This window comes from Pseudomonas sp. 2024-210 (assembly GCF_045062345.1).
Lineage (GTDB): Bacteria > Pseudomonadota > Gammaproteobacteria > Pseudomonadales > Pseudomonadaceae > Aquipseudomonas.
Window position 1 is genome coordinate 39,348 of sequence record NZ_JBJGEJ010000001.1, and the last position, 24,182, is coordinate 63,529.

At 55.5% G+C, this 24,182-nt stretch carries 19 protein-coding genes and 1 riboswitch; of the genes, 3 read left to right on the forward strand and 16 right to left on the reverse strand.

Features of this window, described 5'->3' with window-relative positions:
* Nucleotides 1–22: 22 nt before the first annotated feature.
* Complete coding sequence (gene alaS, locus ACI7MX_RS00195) at nucleotides 23–2,641, reverse strand: alanine--tRNA ligase (RefSeq protein ID WP_405586446.1); 2,619 nt, start codon at nucleotides 2,639–2,641, stop codon at nucleotides 23–25.
* Nucleotides 2,642–2,787: 146 nt separating this feature from the next.
* Nucleotides 2,788–3,792 (reverse strand): low-specificity L-threonine aldolase, encoded by a 1,005-nt coding sequence (gene ltaE / locus ACI7MX_RS00200; RefSeq protein ID WP_405586443.1) that lies wholly within the window; start codon nucleotides 3,790–3,792, stop codon nucleotides 2,788–2,790.
* A gap of 217 nt (nucleotides 3,793–4,009) precedes the next feature.
* Nucleotides 4,010–4,180, forward strand: a riboswitch (FMN riboswitch).
* Nucleotides 4,181–4,309: 129 nt separating this feature from the next.
* On the opposite strand from ltaE, the gene ACI7MX_RS00205 reads away from it, so the two are divergent.
* Nucleotides 4,310–4,804: a 6,7-dimethyl-8-ribityllumazine synthase gene (locus ACI7MX_RS00205; protein WP_122783394.1), complete on the forward strand. Its 495-nt coding sequence runs from the start codon at nucleotides 4,310–4,312 to the stop codon at nucleotides 4,802–4,804.
* Between the two features lie 261 nt (nucleotides 4,805–5,065).
* A complete protein-coding gene (locus ACI7MX_RS00210; protein WP_405586439.1) occupies nucleotides 5,066–6,454 on the forward strand; it encodes a M91 family zinc metallopeptidase in 1,389 nt (462 codons plus the stop codon).
* On the opposite strand, the gene astE is transcribed toward ACI7MX_RS00210, so the two are convergent.
* The 8 genes from astE to ACI7MX_RS00250 form a co-directional block, all read right to left on the reverse strand.
* On the reverse strand, nucleotides 6,451–7,455 hold the full coding sequence (gene astE / locus ACI7MX_RS00215; protein ID WP_405586436.1) for a succinylglutamate desuccinylase: 1,005 nt from the start codon (nucleotides 7,453–7,455) through the stop codon (nucleotides 6,451–6,453). The two genes, ACI7MX_RS00210 and astE, sit on opposite strands and share 4 nt — an antisense overlap.
* A 13-nt stretch (nucleotides 7,456–7,468) precedes the next feature.
* A complete protein-coding gene (locus ACI7MX_RS00220) occupies nucleotides 7,469–7,756 on the reverse strand; it encodes a topoisomerase II (protein ID WP_122783397.1) in 288 nt (95 codons plus the stop codon).
* 63 nt (nucleotides 7,757–7,819) lie between these two features.
* Nucleotides 7,820–9,166 (reverse strand): N-succinylarginine dihydrolase, encoded by a 1,347-nt coding sequence (astB, locus tag ACI7MX_RS00225; protein ID WP_405586433.1) that lies wholly within the window; start codon nucleotides 9,164–9,166, stop codon nucleotides 7,820–7,822.
* An 88-nt stretch (nucleotides 9,167–9,254) separates the two neighbouring features.
* Entirely contained in the window at nucleotides 9,255–10,724 is a 1,470-nt protein-coding gene (gene astD / locus ACI7MX_RS00230; RefSeq protein WP_405586515.1) for a succinylglutamate-semialdehyde dehydrogenase, read from the reverse strand.
* A complete protein-coding gene (astA, locus tag ACI7MX_RS00235) occupies nucleotides 10,721–11,758 on the reverse strand; it encodes an arginine N-succinyltransferase (protein WP_314487895.1) in 1,038 nt (345 codons plus the stop codon). The genes astD and astA overlap by 4 nt, the downstream gene beginning before the upstream one ends.
* A 55-nt stretch (nucleotides 11,759–11,813) precedes the next feature.
* Nucleotides 11,814–12,833 (reverse strand): arginine/ornithine succinyltransferase subunit alpha, encoded by a 1,020-nt coding sequence (gene aruF, locus ACI7MX_RS00240; protein WP_314487893.1) that lies wholly within the window; start codon nucleotides 12,831–12,833, stop codon nucleotides 11,814–11,816.
* 120 nt (nucleotides 12,834–12,953) lie between these two features.
* Entirely contained in the window at nucleotides 12,954–14,174 is a 1,221-nt protein-coding gene (locus ACI7MX_RS00245; RefSeq protein ID WP_314487890.1) for an aspartate aminotransferase family protein, read from the reverse strand.
* A 407-nt stretch (nucleotides 14,175–14,581) separates the two neighbouring features.
* Entirely contained in the window at nucleotides 14,582–14,842 is a 261-nt protein-coding gene (locus ACI7MX_RS00250) for a hypothetical protein (RefSeq protein ID WP_405586524.1), read from the reverse strand.
* Between the two features lie 49 nt (nucleotides 14,843–14,891).
* Between ACI7MX_RS00250 and ACI7MX_RS00255 the strand changes: the two genes are divergently transcribed.
* Nucleotides 14,892–18,746, forward strand: coding sequence for a dermonecrotic toxin domain-containing protein (locus ACI7MX_RS00255; protein WP_405595977.1), 3,855 nt, complete (start codon nucleotides 14,892–14,894; stop codon nucleotides 18,744–18,746).
* A 3-nt stretch (nucleotides 18,747–18,749) separates the two neighbouring features.
* Here ACI7MX_RS00255 and argR read toward each other — a convergent pair whose 3' ends face one another.
* From argR to ACI7MX_RS00285, 6 genes are all read right to left on the reverse strand, one after another.
* A complete protein-coding gene (gene argR / locus ACI7MX_RS00260; protein ID WP_405586428.1) occupies nucleotides 18,750–19,730 on the reverse strand; it encodes a transcriptional regulator ArgR in 981 nt (326 codons plus the stop codon).
* A 109-nt stretch (nucleotides 19,731–19,839) separates the two neighbouring features.
* Entirely contained in the window at nucleotides 19,840–20,604 is a 765-nt protein-coding gene (locus tag ACI7MX_RS00265) for an ABC transporter ATP-binding protein (RefSeq protein WP_153378437.1), read from the reverse strand.
* 23 nt (nucleotides 20,605–20,627) lie between these two features.
* Nucleotides 20,628–21,740 (reverse strand): succinylglutamate desuccinylase/aspartoacylase family protein, encoded by a 1,113-nt coding sequence (locus ACI7MX_RS00270; RefSeq protein ID WP_405586424.1) that lies wholly within the window; start codon nucleotides 21,738–21,740, stop codon nucleotides 20,628–20,630.
* Nucleotides 21,741–21,743: 3 nt separating this feature from the next.
* The gene (locus ACI7MX_RS00275) at nucleotides 21,744–22,442 is read right to left on the reverse strand and encodes an ABC transporter permease (RefSeq protein WP_314487881.1); all 699 of its coding nucleotides are present in this window, start codon (nucleotides 22,440–22,442) and stop codon (nucleotides 21,744–21,746) included.
* The gene (locus ACI7MX_RS00280; RefSeq protein ID WP_314487878.1) at nucleotides 22,439–23,128 is read right to left on the reverse strand and encodes an ABC transporter permease; all 690 of its coding nucleotides are present in this window, start codon (nucleotides 23,126–23,128) and stop codon (nucleotides 22,439–22,441) included. The genes ACI7MX_RS00275 and ACI7MX_RS00280 overlap by 4 nt, the downstream gene beginning before the upstream one ends.
* A 104-nt stretch (nucleotides 23,129–23,232) precedes the next feature.
* Nucleotides 23,233–24,015, reverse strand: a complete 783-nt coding sequence (locus ACI7MX_RS00285; protein ID WP_314487875.1) for an ABC transporter substrate-binding protein — start codon at nucleotides 24,013–24,015, stop codon at nucleotides 23,233–23,235.
* Between the last annotated feature and the right edge of the window lie 167 nt (nucleotides 24,016–24,182).

Sequence of the window (24,182 nt, forward strand, 5' to 3'; positions counted from 1 at the left end):
AGACGACCGCGCGTACTGGACCTCAGATACCCTGTTCGACAAATGGCGCAGTCAGGGCCAGCGCGGCATCCAGAGCGGCGGCATCAACACCACCACCCTGCGCCATGTCAGGACGACCACCGCCCTTCCCGCCCACTGCCGCAGCGGCCTGTTTCATCAAATCACCGGCTTTGAGTTGGCCAGTCAGGTCTTTGGTTACGCCTGCAACCAATACAACCTTGTCTTCATGAACACTGCCCAGCAGGATCACTGCACGGCCGAGTTTGTTCTTCAGCTGATCAACCAGCGCCAGCAGCGCTTTACCGTCTTGACCGTCCAGGCGGGCAGCCAACACTTTTACGCCTTTTACATCCACTGCAGACGATGACAGGTCATCGCCTGCCGCGCTTGCGGCCTTGGCCTGCAATTGTTCGAGTTGCTTTTCCAACTGGCGATTACGCTCAAGCACGGCCGACAGTTTGTCGATCAAGTTCTCGCGCGAACCTTTGATCAGGCTGGCGGCTTCTTTTAGCTGCTCTTCAGCGGCATTCAGATACGCCAGTGCTGCTGCGCCTGTCACCGCCTCAATACGACGAATGCCCGAGGCGACACCGCTTTCGCTGGTGATTTTGAACAGACCGATATCGCCGGTACGGCTGGCATGGATGCCGCCGCACAACTCAACCGAGAAATCCCCGCCCATGCTCAGTACGCGAACGCTGTCGCCGTACTTCTCGCCAAACAGTGCCATGGCACCTTTTTGCTTGGCGGTTTCGATGTCGGTTTCTTCCATCTCAACCGGTGTGTTATTGCGAATCTCGGTGTTGACGATGTCTTCCAGCGCCTTGATTTGCTCAGGCTTGATGGATTCGAAGTGACTGAAGTCAAAACGCAGGCGCTGACTGTCGACCAACGAACCTTTCTGCTGCACGTGCTCACCCAGCACTTGGCGCAAGGCCGCGTGCAACAAATGAGTGGCCGAGTGATTCAATGCCGTAGCGTGACGTACATCCGCATCAACCTCAGTCGTAACGGTTTCGCCGACCTTCAAGGCACCGGCTACCACAGCGCCGTGATGCAGGAATGCGCCACCCGTTTTAGTGGTGTCGCGCACATCGAAGCGGGCTGCGCCGGCTTGCAGGTAACCGCAATCACCGACCTGTCCGCCCGACTCGGCGTAGAACGGCGTCTGATCGAGAACCACCACGCCTTCGTCGCCTTCATTAAGGAAGTCGACCGATTTGCCTTCTTTATAGAGAGCAATCACTTTGGCCGAACCTTGTGTGGCGTGGTAACCGATGAACTCGGTTGGCACGTCCACTTTGACCAATGTGTTGTAGTCCAGACCGAACGAGCTGGCCGAGCGCGCCCGCACCCGCTGGGCTTCCATCTCGCGCTCAAAACCGGCTTCATCCACGGTCAGATTACGTTCACGGGCAATGTCTGCGGTCAGGTCCATCGGGAAACCGTAGGTGTCGTACAGTTTGAACACCACGTCGCCCGGCACAACGGTACCCTTCAGTTCAGCCAGATCCTGTTCAAGGATCTTCAGGCCTTGCTCCAGGGTCTTGGAGAATTGCTCTTCTTCGGCTTTAAGCACGCGCTCGATGTTGGCCTGTTCGCGCACCAGCTCCGGAAAGCTCGCGCCCATCTCTGCCACCAGGGCCGCGACGATCTTGTAGAAGAAATTGCCAGTTGCGCCCAGTTTATTGCCGTGACGGCAGGCGCGACGAATGATGCGGCGCAGCACGTAGCCACGACCTTCGTTGGAAGGCAGCACGCCGTCAGCAATCAGGAAGCTGCACGAACGAATATGGTCGGCCACGACTTTAAGCGAGGCCTGACCTTCGTTGGCGCAACCAATCGCTTGGGCAGCGGCTTTCAGCAGGCTCTGGAACAGGTCGATGTCGTAGTTGGAGTTAACGTGCTGCATCACCGCACTGATCCGCTCCAGGCCCATGCCGGTGTCTACCGACGGCGCTGGCAACGGATGCAACACACCATCGGCGGTGCGGTTGAACTGCATGAAAACGTTGTTCCAGATTTCGATGTAACGGTCACCGTCTTCATCTGGCGAACCCGGTGGGCCACCCCAGATTTCAGGGCCATGATCGTAGAAAATCTCGGTGCACGGGCCGCACGGGCCGGTATCGCCCATGGTCCAGAAGTTATCGGACGCGTACGGAGCACCCTTGTTGTCGCCGATACGGATCATGCGCTCAGGCGGCACGCCCACATCTTTGGTCCAGATGTCATAGGCTTCGTCATCACTGGCGTAAACCGTTACCCACAGTTTGTCCTTTGGCAGCTTCAAAACGCCGGTCAGGAACGTCCAGGCGAAGTTGATCGCATCCTTCTTGAAATAGTCGCCAAAGCTGAAGTTGCCGAGCATTTCGAAAAAAGTGTGGTGACGTGCGGTGTAACCGACGTTTTCCAGATCGCTGTTCTTGCCACCGGCACGCACGCATTTCTGGCTGCTGGTTGCACGGGTGTAGGCACGTTTTTCCTGACCCAGGAAGCAGTCCTTGAACTGATTCATCCCCGCGTTGGTGAACAGCAGGGTTGGGTCGTTATTCGGCACCAAGGAGCTGGAAGGGACACGGGTGTGACCTTGCTCCTCGAAGAAGCGAAGGAAGGCTTCACGGATTTCTGCGCTTTTCATAGGTTCTTCCACGGAGGCTGCGGCCAGAGGCAAGTCAATCATGTCCAACGACAATGCGACTCGCAAAGGGCCGCATTATATCGGCCCTTCGCCTTGGGTACAGCGTGTTTATACGATAGGCGCAAGCAATTGGACGGCCTGCGCACTCATTGACGGTTAAATTCAGTGAAAACGTCAATCACTCGCTCAATTTGCCCGCGACTGACATCCATATGCGTCACCATACGCAAGCGCGGTGCGGCCGTCAGCTTGATGCTGTGTTCGCCAGCCATGGCCTTCAAGGCTTGCGAACGGTCGCCCAACTGCACGTACACCATATTGGTCTGTACCGGCTCAACCTCGTAACCCGCCGCCCGCAACCCTTCGGCCAGCCGTTGAGCATTGTCATGGTCATGCGCCAGACGCTCGACCTGGTGGTCCAGTGCATACAGTCCCGCAGCCGCTAACTGGCCAGCTTGGCGCATGCCGCCGCCGACCATCTTGCGCAACCGCCGCGCCTTACCGATCAACTCGCCACTACCACACAGCACTGAACCCACCGGCGCACCCAGCCCTTTGGACAGGCACACCGAGACCGAATCAAAATGGCGTGTTATGTCGGCGGCATCGACGCCCAGTTTAATGGCCGCGTTGTACAACCGGGCGCCATCCAGGTGCAACGCAAGGCCACGTTCGCGGGTCAGACGGCTTGCCGCGGCCAGATATTCAACCGGTAACACCTTGCCTTGCATGGTATTTTCCAGCGCCAGCAGGCGCGTGCGGGCGAAATGAAAGTCGTCCGGCTTGATCGCCGCCGCTACTTGATTCAGATCCAGACTGCCATCTGCCTGGTTCTCCAACGGCTGGGGCTGGATTGAGCCCAGTACCGCCGCCCCGCCCCCTTCATATTTATAGGTATGAGCCTGCTGCCCCACGATGTACTCGTCGCCCCGCCCACAATGCGCCATCAGTGCCAACAAGTTACTCATCGTGCCCGAGGGCACAAAGAGCGCCTGAGCGAAGCCAAGACGCAAGGCCAGTTCGGTCTCAAGCGTATTCACCGCTGGGTCTTCGCCATAGACATCGTCCCCCAGCGGCGCACTTGCCATGGCTTCGCGCATGCCGGCACTGGGTTGGGTCACGGTGTCACTACGAAGATCGATAACAGTCATTGAACAAGCCTCGGCAAAGTGAGATCAGCACAGGATGCCAATCGGAGAATTCCATTTCGGATAGGGGTACAGCCGGCACGACTACGCACACTCAAGCACTAATATTAGGAATGGCTCGATAAAACAATCGGGAATTTTGATGGCTATTAGCAAAAAGCATCAATGCATCCTTGAAACAGATGTGATACAAAATGTCCGCCGCCAGAAAGGCTGGCGGCAACGTTCTCAGGGCGGGGTGCAACTCCCCACCGGCGGTAATTGCGCGCAATGCGTATAGCCCGCGAGCGCTTGGCAGACCCGACAGCTTTGGCTTCGGAACGGTCAAGGTCAGCAGACCCGGTGTGATCCCGGGGCCGACGGTCATAGTCCGGATGAAGAGAGAACGGGATTGGCGCCAAAGGGCCGTCAACCAGGCGGGTTTGCACAGTACTTATTGCACACTGCAACCCGTCTGAACGTACCCTTTAATCCCATTCGATTCATATGCCCTGTTTTTCACACAAACAGGAATCTGAACATGCAACCCACAGCAATTCACCACAACGAGCGTGTCGCGTTTATCCAGGCTTCCTGGCACAAAGAGATTGTCGACCAGAGCCGTAAAGGCTTTCTGGCTGAAATGCTGGTGCAGGGCTATCAGGAAAGCGACATCGATTTCTTTGAAGTCGGTGGCGCCTTTGAAATTCCGCTGCACGCCAAACTACTGGCCAAGACCGGTCGTTACGCCGGGATTGTCGGCGCAGCGCTGGTTGTCGACGGTGGTATCTATCGCCACGATTTCGTTGCCCAGTCGGTCGTCAGTGGCCTGATGCAAGTGCAGCTCGAGACCGAAGTACCGGTGTTCTCGGTCAGCCTGACCCCACACCACTTCCACGCGGGCGAAGAGCATCAGAAGTTTTTCTTCGACCACTTCGTGCACAAAGGTCAGGAAGCAGCGAAAACCTGCGTAGATACCCTGCAAAAAATCCGTGCCATCAAGCGCCTGGATACCCAGCAAAAACGCGCGATGTAAGTGATGTGATCTCGACTGGCCCGTCCTCGGGCCCGTCGAGGTAGGCTGCATAGCTATGTAACGCACACTCAAAAGGACAAAGAGGTTCAATCGCCAGTCATGAGCGCAAACGCTCGCGATTGTTGACTACCACTCTTTGGAATTCAGTGTATGTGTCCAACTCCCCCTTCTGCTACGTCTTCCCCTGCCCCTCATCATTTTGAGCTCGATGGCAGCGCTAAAGCCGCACCTGAGCGAACTCATGTTGAGGTGTCCAGGCCTTTGCCCGGTGTCTCAGAGACCACCACACGCAGCATCCTTCACCTGGGCGACCACGCCACCATCGTGCGCCACGTGACCGAAGGCGCTCTGTATCCCACACCGATTGATCGACTTGTTTTCACCGCCTCATCGTCGCGCGCGTCGATTTTCGTCACTAAAGGCGATCAGGACACGCTTTTGATCGACCTGAACCACGAGCGCTATCAAATAAAACCGGCCAGCGCTAAACAAATTATTGAGATACATACCGGCCATGAGGACGACACGGTCTATATCGTCGACAGCTTTAAAAATCCGTTCCATATTGAAACCGGCGCCGGTAATGACTCCGTCGTCAGTAACGCTGAGGAAACCACGGTTATTACCGGCCAGGGCAATGACAGGGTCATGACAGGCGCAGGGAATTCCTATGTCAACACAGGAGACGGCAACGACATTGTCAACGCCAACGGCTCAGGCACAACGGTTGCGTATACCGGCAAGGGGGAGGACTTCATTAGAGCTGGCACTGGCATGGCATTTATCGATGCAGGCGAAGGCAATGATGTCGCGGTTGGCGGCCAGGGTCACACTGTCTTGTGGGGTAACGAGGGCGACGACTTGCTCACCGCAGGCTCCGGATCTAACGTTATCTATGCGGGCAAAGGCCAAGACATCCTTGATGGCGTGAAGGGTAGTGACACAATTTTTACTGCCAGTGATCCTGCCTTTATTACTGAGGGCAAGATCGACTTTAGCCAAACCATGAAAACCCCATCACGCCGCCCAAACACAAACATTATAAAAGTCACCTCAGAACCCCTGTCAGAGTCAGGTCTCATTGTTCAAGGTAACGAGGCGTTCATTGAACGGGTTCAAGATGATTTAAGGCTGCTACTCAGTTCTGAAGCGGGGCATCAACTGATCTCAGCATTGACCAACAGTATCCGCAAAAGCCAAAAGCCCATCACCATTGCCGAACTCAAACATATTAAGAACGGCCTTTACATACCGAATATTGGCGACGGGAGGTCTTTTATTCAGGTGGGTCAGTCGGGCATTCCAGATTTTGGCGGCACGGTCTATTACAACCCGGCATTTTCGACCAAAAACTCATTGCCGATTGCGGCGCTCTACCATGAACTGTGTCACGCCTATAACCATGTGACGGGCACACGGTTTATGGGCGCGAGCCCAGACGGGCCTAGCGGCGTCAAACAAGCCCCGCAGGTCAACAATATTGAGCTTCAAGCCGTAGGCCTGCCTTGCAACGTAGAGCCTTTTGACTTTGATGGTGATCCCACCACCCCTGCCAGCACGACCAACCCCAAGCCCTATAGCGAAAACGGAATACGCGAGGAGCTTGGACTGCCTCTGCGCAAAACCTATATTTATTATTCAGATGTCTAATCGAGGTTTTTCAGGGTGGCAGGCTCAATGATCATCCCGGCGCGCAAGCCATTCTTGACCTTGGGATTGGGAAATATAATTCGGGCACCCTGCTCTTCAATCACCCAGCGCGCATGCCCCGGATCATCGGCCAGCACATAGCCTTTGGGCAGTTCAGAAAAGTTTTCGACATGAAGCGGCAAATGCAGCATAAATCTGTCGCTGTGCTTGATCACTTCACGGGCTACGCGAAACAGCGCCAGACCATCAATGGAATCTTCAAACGGTTCAGTGCCCTCAATGATGTGTTTCAAGCGCCGCTCAAGAGGTTGCAGGTTCAACCCCTCGTTCTGACCAAAAGGCCGTGCCTTACCCAGTTCGAGGGTAAACGCCTCAACCTGCAGCTGTTCGTAGGTAAACGCACTGAATACGATGGAAGGCTTGTTTTGCAGCAAAACGGCCTGCATACCGGCGGCACGTAGCCTTGCAAGCTCACGAAGGGAATGCGGGCGGCCTTCTTTAAAGGGATAAAGTGCGAATTGTTCGATCATGGAGCCACGAATGGCAGTGTGCAGATCGTAGTGCAGCCGGGTACGCTGGGGCACACTGAAGAACGTTGTCGCCAACCGCTCCAGCTCATGGGCACGCATGGCCTCATAACCGCTGCTACTTTCGTGACGACCGTTGAACAATCGGTTGAGGTCTTCTTCAACGAATCGGGCACCCGTGCGCATGGCGGCCGGGTTACCAAACAAAAACAAAATACGGACACGGGGTTTTATAACGCCCCCTGCGATGTCGTGTAACAAACGATCAAGCAATTCAATGGGCGCTGTTTCATTGCCGTGAACACCCGCCGACAACAGCAAGTCCATTCCGCTGTCCCGGGCTTCAGGAGGGCGCACCTCAAGTGCCCCCTCGGCCAGCCAGCGCATACGCACGCCATCGACAGTCAGTTGAGTTTTCTCGGCCGGTTCACGTCCGGCCAGGGTCAGATCAAGCAGTTTGCCGAGAGCGAGCATAGAGCACCTTTAATCAGTGATTGCAGTCTGGACCATGCACGTGACCTTCTTCGTCATCGCTCGGATCAGCCGGTTCCATTTCGAGTTGCAGGCTGACCAGGTTAGTGGCCAACGGACGTAGCAACAGGTTGGCGTATTCAGCGTCACCTTCTTCCACATCCACACCGATCAGCAACTGGCCGCGGCCGTCTTGTTGAATCCAGACTTCCTTGCCCTGCCAGATGATCGCCACGCGCGTGCATGAGGTTTCAAGCTGTGTGCCGTCAGTGTCTTCAAGAATCAGTTGCAGGGAATCGCTCATAATTTCGCTCTCATCTTTAGTAATGTCGCCTGCCTGCGGTCTACGCCGCGAGCACACGTTTGATCAATTGATCTGAAAAGGATAAACCGAACCCAAATCCAGAATCTGCGTCAGTTCATCCAGCGCCGTGCGGCATTCGTTCAACAACTGAGGGTCGGCCAAATCGTTTTCGCGCAAGGCGTCACGGTAATGCTTGCTCACCCACTGAGTCAGTGTTTCGTACAGCGCTGGCGTCATGATAACGCCCGGATTGACCGCCGACAGTTCCTTTTCATTTAACGCTACCCGCAGACGCAGGCAGGCTGGGCCGCCGCCATTCTGCATGCTCTGCTTGAGGTCAAACACCTTGACCTCGGCAATCGGCCCGGCCGAGGCGATCAATCCTTGCAGATACTGCCAGACACGAGGGTTGGCACGACACTCTTCGGGAACAATCAGTAACATTGAGCCGTTGGCACGGGTCAGTAACTGGCTGTTAAACAAATAAGAGCGCACCGCATCCTCAACCGCGACCTGATCACGAGGCACGCTGATTGACTGGAAGTTCGCGCCACGTGCCGCCAATTTGCCGTGCAGTTCAGCGAGTGTTTGCTCGGTATTCAAAAAAGCATCTTGGTGATGGAACAACAACTCTGCGTTGCCCACCGCGATCACGTCGTTATGAAACACGCCCTGATCGATGACCGCCGGGTTTTGCTGAGCAAAGACTACGCCCTCTTCGCTCAGGCCATGGAGCCGGGCCACGGCTTGAGATGCTTCCAGTGTCTGACGCGCCGGATACTTTTGCGGTGCCGGGTAGCGGCTGTCGAACGCGCTGCGGCCGAATACAAAAAACTCAACGCCTGCCTCACCATAATCACGACAGAAACGCGTGTGGTTGGCTGCACCCTCATCGCCAAACTGAGCCACCGCAGGCAAGGCGGCGTGGTGGGCAAAGTGGTCTTGATTGGCAAACATCGCGCTGAGCACACGGCTGGTAGTCGGGTGCTCGATGCTGCGGTGAAACTTGCAGTTCAAATTGGCCGCGGTGAAATGCACGCGGCCATCGGCCGTGTCCGCGCTGGGGCTGACCGTCGCCGCATTGGCCACCCACATGCTGGATGCCGAGCAACTGGCCACCAGCAAGGGCATGGCCTCTTTGGCCGCCCGCTCAATCACTTGAGCATCCGAACCGCAAAACCCCACGCTGCGTAATGCCGCCACATCCGGCCTTTCTTGCGGTGCAAGTACGCCCTGGACAAACCCCATGTCCATCAGCGCTTTCATTTTTTCCAGGCCTTGCAGCGCGGCCTCCTTGGGATTCGAAGCCTGCTGACTGTTGCTCTGGGACGCGACGTTGCCAAACGACAAGCCGCCATAGTTATGGGTCGGCCCCACTAAACCGTCAAAATTGACTTCAAAGGACTTCATCGGTGAGGCTCCAACAAACTGTTCTAAAAAAGACGCTACAAGAATACGTCTGGGGTCGCAGCCTTCGGCAGCGACCCCAGGGCTCTTGTCAGGACAAACGCACGCCGGGGGTCAATGTGGCGGGCACCGTCAGGGTCGCGGTTTCTAGCGACGCCACCGGATAGGCGCAATAGTCGGCCGCGTAATACGCACTGGCGCGGTGATTACCCGACGCGCCAATACCACCAAAGGGCGCACTGCTGGCCGCCCCCGTCAGCTGCTTGTTCCAGTTGACGATGCCTGCCCGGCTTTCCAGCCAGAATTGCTGGTAGCGCGCCTGGGAATCAGACAACAGTCCCGCCGCCAAACCAAAGGCGGTGTTGTTGGCCTCGGCTATCGCCGCATCAAAGTCCGCGTAGCGAATCACTTGCAACAATGGGCCGAACAGTTCTTCGTCCGAACGCTCACTGACTTCGGTCACATCGATGATGCCCGGGGTCAACAGGGCCGACGTGGTGGTGGGTTGCGTCATGCGCAGAAGGACCTTCGCGCCACTGTCGATCAACAGCGTCTGCGCCGACATCAAATCACGCGCCGCTGAAAGGGAAATGACCGAGCCCATAAACGGCGCGGGTTGCTGGTCAAAAGCACCGACCTCGATGCTTTTGCTGACCTCAACCAGACGCTCCAGCAAGCTGTCTCCCCATGCGCCTTGAGGCACGAGCAATCGACGCGCACAGGTGCAGCGCTGCCCTGCCGAGATAAATGCTGACTGAATGATGGTGTAAACGGCAGCGTCCAGATCAGCCACCTGATCGACCACCAGCGGGTTGTTACCCCCCATTTCCAGCGCCAGGATCTTGTCTGGGCGACCGGCAAATTGCTGGTGAAGGCTGTTCCCGGTACGGCTGGAGCCGGTAAAGAATAATCCGTCGATTCCCGCGTGAGCCGCCAAAGCCACACCCGTCTTGCGCGCTCCTTGCAGCAGGTTCAACACGCCGGCTGGTAACCCGGCTTCGACCCAGCACTTGACCGTCAATTCAGCGACTTTCGGGGTCAGTTCACTTGGCTTGAATACCACGCAGTTGCCTGCCAACAACGCCGGGACTATGTGCCCATTCGGCAAGTGGCCCGGAAAGTTATACGGCCCGAAGACTGCGACTACACCGTGGGGCTTGTGGCGCAGAACGGCAGTGGCATCGCCCAGCGGTGCACTTTTTTCACCGGTGCGCTCGCGATAACTTTGTACTGAAATCCCCACCTTGTTGATCATGCTGGTGACTTCGGTTGCCGATTCCCACAACGGCTTACCGGTTTCCTCACCAATGCAATGAGCCAGCTCATCGGCGTGGGTTTTCAGGCTCGCAGCGAAGGCTTCAAGGATCGTCAGGCGTTCTTCAAACGTTCGCTTGGCCCACGCGGGAAAAGCCTGACGGGCAGCCTTAACCGCTTCACTCACCTGTTCGGCATTAGCGCTATTGCCTGCCCACACAACCTGCTGTGTCACCGGGTTCAGCGATTCAATGGCCTCGCCCAGGCCGTTCTGCCAAGCGCCTGCAATATACAACGTGCTCATTATTTCGACTCCCTGGGGGCTACTGGTTGTGCCGACAACGCCACAGCGCGCACTTGATCGCCTGCTGTCAGTTGCAGGCGCTTGGCTGTCAGCGGATCGACCACTAGCGTGCCCGCCGCCAAGCGTGCGGGGGCAGCCGTAATTCGGCAATCTTCACGCTTGCGGTTGTGAATCAGATAAGGCGTGGCATCGTCTCCCGGCGTGCCAATAGCCAGCACCAACGCTTCGCTGTCACGCACCGCACGGATTTTGCTGGTTTCGCACTCCACCGCCGGGCCGGCATCAAAAATATCGACGTAACCCTGATAGCTGAAGCCTTCGCTTTTGAGCATGTTCAAGGCTGGCTCAGTGTCGGTGTGCACCTTGCCGATGACCGCACGGGCATCCTCTGACAGGAAGCACGTATACACCGGGAACTTGGGCATCAACTCGGCGATAAACGCTTTGTTGCCCACACCGGTGAGGTAATCGGCCTGACTGAACTCCATCTTGAAGAAATGCCGCCCCAGACTTTCCCAGAACGGTGAACGCCCGGCGTCATCAGACATACCGCGCATTTCAGCAATGATCTTGTTACCAAACAGTTCCGGGAACTCGGCGATAAACAGCATCCGGGCCTTGGCCAACAAACGACCATTAAGGCCTGTACGGTCATCGGCGCTGAGGAACAACGAGCACAGCTCGGAGTTGCCCGTCAGGTCATTGGCCAGAAACAGCGTCGGAATTTCCCGATAAATGTTCAGTTCCTGGGAGGCACTGACCGTCAGCCCCACGCGAAAGTTGTACCACGGCTCACGCAGGCCAACGGCACCGGCGATGGCGGAAATACCCACCACTTTGCCTTCATCGTTTTCAAGCACAAAAAGGTAGTCGGCGTCGCCACGCGACGCTTCGCCACGAAAGGTTTTTTCTGCCCAGGTCACCCGGTGCAATAAGCGCTCTTCGTTGGCGGGCAGCGTCGTCAAGCCAGTGCCGGTGCTGCGGGCCAGTTCAATCAGGGCCGGTAAATCGCTGTTACGTACAGGACGAACGATCATGCTATCTCCTCAATCAGGGTTCGCTGACGAACCCCGTGAATCTCGCTCAAAGGCTTCAAACCGCGACGACTCGCACGCTGGCACCTTCACCAACGCCCAACGCCTCGGCCGCTTCCAGATCCAGCGTGACCGGTTTACCCGGTGCCCAATCGAGCTCCAGCAATACCGCTCGGTAATCCTGCAACTGGGCGTTGGCGACCAGATACTGGCGCCCCCCCCCTGTACTCAGCTCACCGATTCTGACAGGCACTACACGGCTTTGAGCGATCGAGCGAATACCGGATACCCGCGCATGCAACGTAGGGCCGCCGTCAAAGATATCGATGTAATGATCCGTCTCGAAGCCTTCACGCATCAAGATGTCGAAGGTGATCTGCGCACGCGGATGAACCTGCCCCATTGCCTCTTGGGCAGTGTCAGGCAATAGAGGCACATAGATCGGGTAATGCGGCATCAGTTCAGCGAGGAACGTACGGCTTTTCAGCCCGCACAGGCGCTCGGCGGCAGCGTAATTCAAGTCGAAAAAGTTGCGCCCAATGGCATCCCAGAACGGCGAGTCACCGTTTTCATCGCTGTAACCGACTATCTCGGTCACCACCGAATCTGCAAAGCGTTCCGGATGATTCGCCACAAACAGCAGTCGGCCGCGGGAGTTGAGTTCAGCCCACGCAGAACCTACCAATTCAGGCACGACATAAAAACTGGTCAACAGGCTGTTGCCCGTCAGGTCATGGCACTGGGACAAGACATGAATCTTGTTGTGAATTTTCAACTCGCGGGAGGCGTGCACGAAGGTCTCGTTCCGGAAGCTGTAGAACGGCTCCGAATAACCCGCCGAAGCGACGATGGCCGAACACCCCACCAGCTTTCCAGTGGCACTGTCTTCAAGCACAAAAAAATAACTCTCTTCACCGTTAAAGCTGACTTCCGCGGCAAACGAGGTTTCGGACGCGGCGATCTTGTCGCGCAAGCGACCCACATCGTCGGGCAATGATGTGACACCAATCGGGCTGTCCGCAGCCAGACGCTGTACTTCGTCCAGGTCAGCCATTTGCGCGGGGCGCATCACCAGCATGGTGTCACTCCTTAATCAAAAAAATAAAAGGGGAAGCGTTGAGCCTGCGCACGCAGAACATGGCGCACAGGCTCGACACATAAAAAACGACGCTTGATCGCTCAAGCGTCGAAGTCACACTCAGGCTTGTGTCAGTGTTTTTACCGCGCGCTCGAAGCGGTTCAAGCCTTCTTCGATATCAGCCTCTTCAACGACCAGGCTTGGCGCGAAGCGCACCACATCCGGGCCAGCCTGCAGAATCATCAAATTTTCTTTTTCGCAGGCATTGAAAATGTCTTTCGCTTTACCCTTCCAGGCATCGCTCAACACACAGCCAATCAACAGGCCCAAACCACGCACTTCTGTAAACAGGCCGTATTGCTGGCCGATGCTTTCGAGGCGGGTCTTGAACAGGTCGTGCTTGGCTTTCACGCCATTCAACACTTCAGGGGTATTGACCACATCGATCACGGCATTGCCGACCGCGCACGCCAGCGGGTTACCGCCGTACGTAGTGCCGTGTGTGCCAACCACTAAATGTTTGGCCAACGCTTCAGTGGTCAACATGGCCGCGATCGGGAAACCACCGCCCAGACTTTTAGCGCTGGTCAGAATGTCAGGCGTGACGCCGTAATGCTGATAGGCAAACAGGTGGCCGGTACGGCCCATACCAGTTTGCACTTCGTCGAACACCAGCAACGCATTGTGTTGATTGCACAGCTCGCGGGCACCTTGCAGGTAGTCCAGCTCACCAGGCAGCACGCCACCCTCACCTTGGATCGGCTCCAGCACCACGGCACAGGTCTTGTCAGAAATGGCGGCTTTCAACGCTTCAAGATCGTTGAACGGCACATGGGTGATGCCGGTAATCTTCGGACCGAAACCGTCGGAGTACTTCGATTGCCCGCCTACGTTCACAGTAAACAGCGTGCGGCCATGAAAGCTGTTGAGTGCGGCAATGATCTCGTACTTTTCTGCACCAAAACGATCGAAGGCTACGCGACGGGCCAACTTGAAGGCGGCTTCGTTGGCTTCAGCGCCCGAGTTACAAAAAAACACGCGCTCTGCAAACGTGGCGTCAACCAACTTTTTGGCCAGACGCAATGCTGGCTCGTTGGTGAATACGTTCGAGACATGCCACAGGGTGTTCGCTTGCTCAGTCAATGCACCTACCAGTGCCGGATGCGCGTGGCCCAGCACATTAACGGCAATACCGCCCGCGAAGTCGATCAACTCTCGGCCTGACTGATCCCACACGCGGGAACCGGCACCCCGGACAGGAATAAAGGCCGCAGGGGCATAGTTGGGCACCATGACCTGATCGAAATCGGCGCGTTGCACCGGGGCTTGCTCAACGGACATCGGAGTCTCCTGAAGAGGAACGCCTGCCTGAACTGGCGAGCGTTGGAGGGATTGTAAGGACACATGAGGGTCGAGCCTTGCCGCCAAGCGACAACTTCTTATAGCGCTCAACCCCATTTTTCGAAGGTTTTCGACAATGCGACATATTCCGTCACAAAGGCGCAGTTTAAACGCTGCGCCTCGTGTTCGGCAGGGTAAAAACAAATTGATTTTTCGTAAGGCAAGCCGCGACTGCGGTTGCGCACTCATCATTGAGGATAGCCTTACGCGCATTAAGCCCTGGCTTACGGTCAACTGCGCTCGCAGGGCAGCGGCTTAATGGGCGGGAATTGAATCCGCCGACGGTTGCAAACAATAAGTATATTCAACCAATAAAACTACATATGTATATAAACCCAACAGCACATTCAACTTATCAAAAACGCTCGCCACTCTAAACTGACACCACCTTTATCTCTAAAGAAAATAATCATGAGTACATCATCCTCTTTCATTCCTGACCCTGCCAGCCACACCCAAAAACTTGCGCACTTCAACCTTATTAAAAATGCGCTCCCCTCCTGGGCACTATCATTACCTTCAGACACTTTAACCACTTTAAAAAAAACCAGCCCAACACTCCACACCTCATTAAAAAACATTACTTCCGCGCAAAATAACGATTTCAAAAAAGTACTTTATCAGCGCCAGACTGCCCATCAGAACCTCGAAACAGAACTGGCAAACAGCCGGAGCGTACTCGCGTTTGCAGAGCCTTTGCTCAAGCAGCATATCCTGACTCACTTCAAACTTGATTTGAATGTGAATGATATTTTTATCAACCTGTACGCACCCTCTACCCTGCCCATCGTTGGTTTGCCCGACAGTGGGGCACATACCTGGCGAGTCTCCCTACTTCAAGCGGCCCTGCATAACTTCGAACTCGCAGAAAGCGTACCCGATGCCTACCTTCCCGAATCAGGGTTTATCAGCCGCCCGGATGAGCTTGGCCGCTTTACGGCTCGCGATGATATAAACAAAAAAATACCGGTTTGGGAATTTATCCTCTTATGCCGCTCACTCGACTTAGGGGCACGTTACACGGCCTACCTTAAAGAACTGTTAGGGCTTAATGATCGAGGTAAACAATTACGCCTTAAAGAAAAAATACGCGATAGCCATATTGCCAACCTTAAGGCGGGTTTGGCTCATGGACTTCTGACGCAACACACTACGACTGCCGTCCATGAATCGCTCACGGCTTATATTTCAAACCTGAATCAGGCTTGGCAAACCTACACCTTTTCATTATTTTCGATGGCGATTGACGGTGTACTTATTTTTATACCCGAGCATCAGCGGTCGATTGTGGTATCGATCCCCAATGACCCCCTGCACCCGATCAAGGAGTATGCATCGGTGGGCAGTTTTATCGAGCACCTTACAACCCGCTTGAAGTCCGTAGCCTATCAGCAATTTTTTAGCCGACTGGTGGATCACGATCAATTGGCGGCGTTCTTTTCGGCACTCAAACACACCTACTTCACCGTGATCACTGACAAACCGAACGCCCCTGATTTTGCGCTACGAGACTTTGGCTACGTCGAAGAACTCGTCCCCATCAGTCATCCATCACTTGCGTATGCAACGTCCCGCGTGGAGCACGATGTATGGGAAATCCTTTACAGCAAAAAACTGGCGAAAATATTCAAGGATGCCAAAACACTGGCCGTTTCCACCGACGCTGAAGACCGCAAAACCCGACAAGACCGATGGAACCGCTTCAAACGTATTGGCATGGCGCTGCTCAATGCAGCGCTGTTTGTGGTCGCGCCCTTTGTGCCTGTCATTGGCGAAATAATGTTGTTGCAAATGGCTTATCAATTGCTCGAAGACGTGTATGAAGGGGTTCACGACTGGGTGGAGGGCAAAGCACTCGAAGCCTATGAACATCTGTTTTCAATACTGGAAAGCGCCGTTCAAATTGGACTGTTCGCAGCGGGTGCAAAAATAATCGGCGACTTGCTGCCCAAATCCTCCACGTTCGTACAAGACCTGAAACCTGTTCAAAGCAGCGATGGCGTGACCCGCTTATGGCAACCCGACCTCAAACCTTATGAACATCCCAACCATGCGCTACCCAATCTTCAACCCAACAGCAAGGGTCTGCATCGTTACAACGATTCAGAGTTTTTAGCCGTCGACAACACAACCTATCAAGTGCAAGAAGGTGGCCGCCCTCCTCATTACCGGATAAAACATCCTCTTCGGCCCCAGACTTACTCCCCCCGTCTACGGCATAACAGCAGCGGGGCTTGGTCAACAGAAACGGAAACGCCCCTGCAATGGACTGATGCGCAACTTTTCAGACGCCTGGGCCCGGCCTATGCCGCCTTTAGCGAAGAAGAAGCCGCGAATATATTAGCCATCACCCGCACGGACACTGCCGTATTACGTAACATCCACGACAATGCCCTTCCCGCCCCGGCACAGCTGGCCGACACCGTTCAGCGTTTTAAAATCGATAAAGACATTGAGCAATTTATCGCCCAAATGGAAAGCCCGGACCGGGCCGTACGCCTCAATGCTGACCCCTACACTCAATTGCAACTGCTCATCGACAATGAACACTGGTCAGCAGCCAAAGGTTTAAGGGTGCTGGATCAAGAGGGGTGGGTGATTGTTCAATATCCTCCGGATACTGCCAGCGCGTCTTACGTCGACATCCTTGAATCGCAAATCAAGGAAGGCGAATTACTGAGCACCGTGCTTGAGGAGTTGAACGAACCTGAGAGCCGTCTATTACTGGGAGAAAGCCCTGCATTGGGTGATGAGCTACCCAACCTCCAGGTAAAAATTGACAAGTTGTGCAGCAACTTGGCGCGCCAAGCGCGTCTTAAGCGAGTTCAGCTGTTCAATTCGCGCTACACCACGCTGGAGCGGCGCGGCAATGCAGAATCAGCACTGTTGCAAAAAGCTTTCCCGGGCCTTTCGAGCACTGGCGCACAAGAACTGATCTGGCATGCCCGGGGCGATGAAGTGCTGGAACTGCTCAATCAAAAAACCATTCCGATACGTTTACAGGAAGAGGCGCGATGGCAAGTCATAGAGTCGAGAGTCTGCCGGGCGTATGAAGGTCTGTACCTGGATTGCGTCATCAATCCTGACAGTGAGTGGCTGACCCTTAAAACCATTGAGACTCTGCCGGGCTGGTCCAAAGCAGTGCGTCTTGAGATCCGCGACGAGGACTTTGAAGGCCCGTTGCTCAATAGCCTTGGCGACGAGGCCGCGCCGATTCGCAAGGTGTTGATCAAGTCCGCAAACCGTTACAGCGCGCGCGACACGCTCAACCTTGAGTTGCACGGCCCGGACGATTTGTACAGCGCCCTGCTGCACGCCTTGCCCGACCAGGAGCGCGTTGAACTTGGCTTTCCCCATGTAGGTCTTGGTAATGCGCTAAAAAGCGCAGTACGCAAGCAGCCCTTATTACCGCGTCTGCCCGTCAGCCTGTATCTGGAGCAGCCACCGGTCGCGCAAGATTTCAAATCCCCGATGCAACTGGCACATGGCCGGGCCAGTTATCCTCTACTGGGAGCTGATGCACCCCACCTCCCGCTCTCAAACATAGAACGCCAGCTGCAGCAGCTCTATCCCAGCCTGAACGCACGAGAAAGAGCACGCCTCATGGTCAGCTTGCCCAACACTGAAGAACTGGCTCAACCGGTGCTTGGCGCTCTACATACAGAGCTGCAAACACTGCGCGATGATCTGGAGTTGTGGACGCTCAATGCCCCTTCAGTGAACCAAAGAACAGGCGAGATGATTTCGCCCCATTCAAGAGTGGCAAGCGTTCAAGAACGACGGGCATTCAGCAATGAGTTAGAAAGATGCTGGCGCAGGCAAACGGCCTTCGACAACCATTACGCAGACCCGACCCGCGATGGCTTCGAACTCACGGTTGTACGAACGATAGTGGAGGATATGCCGCAGATCAGTGCTGATTTCAGTCACGTCACTTATCTGTCTTTAACCGGGCTGGGGCCGGTGGTCGGGGTTAACGAGTTTCTTCTACGTTTCCCCAGGTTACGCGTATTGCAGCTTCAGGGCTTTGAACTCGATCTTTTACCCGAGGCTATTTTTTCGATGCCGAACTTGACGGAGTTACGCCTTGAGAGCAGCGCGATTACCTTGACAGCCGAAAGCGCAGCAGGCTTGGCCGGGCTTGAACGTCTGGAATATATCGATCTGGATTACAACCCACTTAACATCACGCCGGACTTTGGCAACATGCCAAATTTAAACACTTTGCACCTGAGAGCCACTGAACTCAGGGCGTTCCCTGCCTCTATCCTGGGCCTTTCTGAATTAGAAGTGGTTGATTTGAGCGAAAACCTGATCACTGAGTTACCGAACGATCTTTTCATTGCCCCGACCTACATAACCGAGGCACTCGACCTGGAGGACAACCCACTCTCGCATGAGAGCCTGGATCGTGTGCGCGAATACTTCACTCAAACCGGCATTGACCTGAATGTCGAATTCGAGGCCCAGCCGGATGAAGAGCCTGTCATCGTCAGCGATGCAGAGGAGTAAGCGTCAACCGCGCTCGGCGGGCGCCGAGGATAATTCAAAAGGGCTGCTGCTACGTCGCTGATTACGGTCTTCACGAGGCGTTGCGCCAAAGAAGTTTCGATAAGCACTGGAAAAATGGGGCCCGGACGAGAACCCGCACGACAAGCCAATCTGAATGATCGACTTGCTGGTTTGCATCAACATTTGCCGGGCCTTGTTCAGGCGCAGCTCCAAGTAGTACTGACTCGGCACACGATTGAGGTACTGCTTGAAAATACGTTCTAACTGCCGACGGGATACGCACACATGCTGGGCGATTTCGTCGGTGGTCAGCGGCTCTTCGATGTTGGCTTCCATCAGCAAGACGGCCTGGGTCAGTTTGGGATGGCTGGACCCCAGACGATTTTGCAGCGGAATACGCTGGCGCTCACCGCCTTCACGAATGCGCTCCACCACCAGCTCTTCGGACACAGCACCGGCAAGTTCTGCACCGTGGTCACGGGCTAAAACAGCCAGCAGCAGATCCAGCACTGACAACCCACCGCATGCGCTCAAACGGTCGCGATCCCAGTCAAACAAATGACTGGTGGCAATCACCTTAGGAAAGCGCTCGGCGAAATCATCCTGCCAACGCCAATGCACAGCCGCACGATAACCATCGAGCAGGCCCAATTGCGCAAGTGGGTAAACCCCGGCCGACAGCCCTCCGATCACACACCCGGCACGCACCAATTGCTTAAGTGCGCTGCTCAAGGCCGGTGCTATAGCGATTGGCGGTTCATCCGCCAGCAAAAACAGCTTTTGGTAACCTTCGAGCTTGCCCGCCCACGGCTCGCCGGGCAGTTGCCATGCGCCCTCGGCGGGAGCCTCAGCCTGCAAAAAAGACAATTCGTAAACGACTTCTGGATGCACGCGCTGAGCAACACGCAACGCTTCCTCTGCCAGCGCCAGAGTCAGGGCTTTGGTGCTGGACCAAATGAGAAAGCCAATTCGATGGGCGGTCATAGCGTGCTATCCGGAACGAAAACAGGATTAAAAACCAAAGGCGCCAGGCATGTTTCGCAAGGAGCGAAGCATGCCCTATATGAGTGCATAGCGGCAGTCTTAAAATTGATTACTTCAGGCTGCCCGACAGAAACTGCTGCAAACGCTCGCATTGCGGATTAACCAGCACTTCGCGCGGGTTGCCGCTTTCTTCAACAATACCTTTGTGCAGGAACACCAGTTGGTTAGACACTTCACGGGCAAAGCCCATTTCGTGAGTAACGACCACCATGGTGCGCCCTTCCAGTGCCAAATCCTGCATGACCTTCAGTACATCACCCACCAACTCGGGGTCGAGCGCTGATGTCGGCTCGTCAAACAGCATGACTTCAGGCTCCATTGCCAGCGCCCGGGCGATGGCCACACGCTGCTGCTCGCCGCCAGACATATGACCGGGGTAAGCGTCCTTGCGATGAGAAACACCCACCTTGTTCAAGTAATGCTCGGCTTTTTCCCGCGCATCGGCTTTAGACATGCCCAGTACATGCACGGGCGCTTCCATGATGTTTTCCAGCGCTGTCATGTGCGACCACAGGTTGAAATGCTGAAACACCATCGACAGACGCGAGCGCATGCGTTGCAGTTGCTTGGGATCAGCGGCCTTGAGCCCACCGTCCTTGTTGGCGATCAGCTTCAGCTCTTCGCCATTGAGCAAGATTTTGCCAGCATGCGGCTGCTCAAGCAGGTTGATGCAGCGCAAAAAGGTACTTTTACCCGAACCGCTGGAACCAATAATGCTGATCACGTCGCCCGCTTTGGCAGCCAGTGAAACGCCTTTGAGCACCTCGTGAGCGCCATAGCGTTTATGCAGGTCTTGGACTTCAAGTTTGTACATGCTGTCGGTTCTCACAAAAACAGTCAGTCGTTGAGCAGGCGCCCGTGACGCAAAGGCTCGCGCCCCGCCACTTTGGCCAGCCAGAAACCGGGTTGGGCATAACGCAGTCGCTCAACGGCGAATAATACGCCGGCCGTACCTGCGCATACCGTACTGACCCGGTCAGATAAAGGATCAATCACTTCGAACACCGGCTCCCCGGTTTCTACCCAGGCGCCCGCCGGACGTAAAAAGCTCACCACACCAGGGTGCGGCGCAAACAGTAATTCGGTGCCCTCAAAGGGCATGCCTTCGCACGGCTCATGCTGCGCGCTCGGCCACTCACCCGTGATCAGGCCTTGCTCAGCGAGAAACGCCAGAATGCCCTCGGCATACGCTTGTGCTTCCTCACGCCCGGTGTCGGCCTGACCGCCCAGCTCAAGCGTGGTGGCCATACACGCCAAAGGTAGCTGTGCTTCGCCAAACTGACGCTGCAATCTGAGCCAAGGTAAAGAACACGCCTCATCAAACGAACTGCCACCCGAATCTTCGGCCAGCAATCCGACCCGCATATTCAAATGCGCCGCCAATGACCGCCATTTGGGCCAATGCTGAGGCAATGCATACATGTGCAGCGCAGCCTCGGCATCGCAATGCAGGTCCAGCACAATATCGGCATTGCAAGCGTGGCTCAGCAGCACTCGCTGCATCCCTTGCAATTGAGTGATGGGGGCCGGCAATTCAGTCAGCACTTCAAGCATCGTCTGACGAATCATACGAATATTGGCATGCGGATCATCGCCCAAACGCCCTGCCAACTTCTGCGCTACAGGCGCACTCAACTCGACGAAGTCGCGGTTGAAATTCTTGCCGCTGCCGTACTCAAAGCGCCCCTGATGATTACCTTGCAGCAGTTGTCCAAGGCCCAGAGGATTGGCCACCGGCACCAACTCGATCACACCGTTCAGGAAGCCTTGTGCCTCAAGTTCAGTCAGCCTTTTTTTCAGTTCCCAAGCGCAGCGCATACCCGGCAACTCGTCGGCATGCAAGCTGGCCTGGATATAAGCCTTGCGCTCGCCAGCACCGAAACGAAACACCGTGATCTGGCGCTCACTGCCTAGGCTGCTCCACGGCAATACATGATCAATACGTTCCATGGATCAAGCCTTGCGTGGGGCCATGTAGCCCAGCCAGCGGCGCTCGGCCAGTTTGAACAGGCGCACCAGAATAAAGGTCAGGCCCAGGTAGAAAATGCCTGCCGTGATATAGGCCTCAAATGGCAAGTAGTACTGCGCATTGACGGTACGTGCGGCACCCGTGATGTCGATCAGGGTGACGATGGACGCCAGACTGGTGGTTTGCAGCATCATGATCACTTCGTTGCTGTACTGCGGCAGCGCCCGGCGCAGGGCCGAAGGCAGCAAGATGCGGCGGTACATTTTGGAACGCGACATGCCCATCGCCTTGGCCGCTTCAATCTCGCCATGAGGCGTGGCCTTGAGGCTGCCGGCAATGATCTCGGCCGTGTAGGCGCTGGTATTGATGGCAAACGCCAGGCACGCGCAGAAGGTCGCGCTCGACAGCAGCGGCCACATAAAACTCTCGCGCACCGCTTCGAACTGAGCCAAGCCGTAGTAGACCAAGAACAGCTGCACCAGCATGGGCGTGCCACGTATCACATAGGTGTAAAGCCATGCCGGGAAATTAACCCAGGGCTGTTTGGAGACACGCATCAGCCCTAGCGGAACCGCTACCAACAGACCAAAAAACAGGGAAATCCCCAACAGCTTGAGGGTTTCCAGCAAACCACTCAGGTACAGCGGCAGGTTGTCCCAAATCACGGTGTAATCGAAGATCATAGATCAGCCGCCTTTACGCCTACCGAGTAGCGCTTCTCAAGTTGTCGCAACGCCAGCAGCGAAACGCTGGTCAACACCAAGTACATCGCGGCAACGGCCAGAAAGAAAGTGAACGGCTCGCGCGTGGCATCGGCTGCCTGCTTGGCCCTGAACATCATGTCTTGCAGACCCACGACTGAAATCAGCGCTGTGGCCTTGGTCAACACCAGCCAGTTGTTGGTGAAACCCGGGATCGCCAAGCGAATCATTTGCGGGACCAACACCCGAAAAAACACTTGAAAGCTGCTCATGCCGTAAGCCATGCCGGCTTCTGCCTGACCCTTGGGTATGGCCATAAAGGCGCCGCGAAACGTCTCGGAGAGGTACGCGCCAAAGATAAAGCCCAACGTGGCGATGCCGGCTGCTAACGGATTCAGATCAATGTAATCGTCGTGCCCGAGCATGGGCGCCACGCTGTTAAGCAAGTTCTGACCGCCGTAAAAAATCAACAGGATCAGTACCAGATCGGGAATCCCGCGGATGACCGTTGAATACAGATCACCCAACCAGGCCAGCCAGCGCACCGGAGACAGGCGCAACGAAACACCGATCAAACCTAGAACAATGGCCAGAGCCATGGACGACAAGGCGAGTTGAAGCGTCAGCCAAGCACCATCGAGGATGACAGCCCCGTAGCCTTTCAACATGATTCCGGCCCTCGAAAAATTAGCTCGAAAATTAGGATGAAAAAATGGCGCAAACTTCAGAAATTCTGTTGCTTGCGCCATTTCAGACAAATTGCAGCGATGAATTACTTCGCGTCAGCGCCGTAAATATCGAAGTCGAAATATTTGTCTTGAATTTGCTTGTACTTGCCGTTTGCACGGATGGCAGTGATCGCTTCGTCGATCTTGCCTTTAAGCGCGTCGCCTTTACGAACAGCGATGCCTACGCCATCACCAAAGTATTTAACGTCGGTGAACTGTGGGCCCACAAACGCATAGCCTTTGCCTGCATCGGTTTTCAGGAAACCGTCTTGCAACAACGTGGCATCGGCCACGGTGCCGTCGAGGCGACCTGCCTGTACATCCAGGTAGATTTCATTCTGCGAGCTGTAAGGAACAACCGTGGCACCTTTAGGGGCCAGCACTTCCTTGGCGAAACGGTCATGGATCGAACCGCGCTGCACGCCGATTTTCTTGCCTTTGAGCTCGTCGAGGTTGTCGCTGACGACCGTGCCTTCTTTCATCACCAGACGTGCTGGCGTCAGGTAGTAGCGCGTGGTGAAGTCGACCGATTTTTTGCGGTCGTCGGTGATGGACATCGAAGACAGAATCGCGTCGATCTTGCGCACTTTGAGTGCTGGAATCAGGCCGTCGAACTCTTGCTCAACCCACACACACTTGACTTGCATCTGCTCACACAGAGCGTTACCGATGTCGTAGTCGAAGCCAACGATGCTGCCATCCGGCGCCTTGGAGGCAAACGGAGGGTACGCTGCTTCAATACCAATTTTCAGAGGTTTTTCATCTGCGAAAGCCTGCAGGGACAGCACGGACAGTGCCAAGGCGCCAAGAAGCACGAGTTTCTTCATCTTAGGACTCCATCGGTAAAGGGCAATAAAGGCAGAGTGAGCGCGAGCCCAATATGCAGAGGTTAAACCGGGAATGCGGCGCCACGTCCTACTGGCGTTGTGCTGAGGTCAGCCCAACATAGACGAGCGGGTGAGGGGCATTCTAACGACAGGCTTCAAGCCGTTAT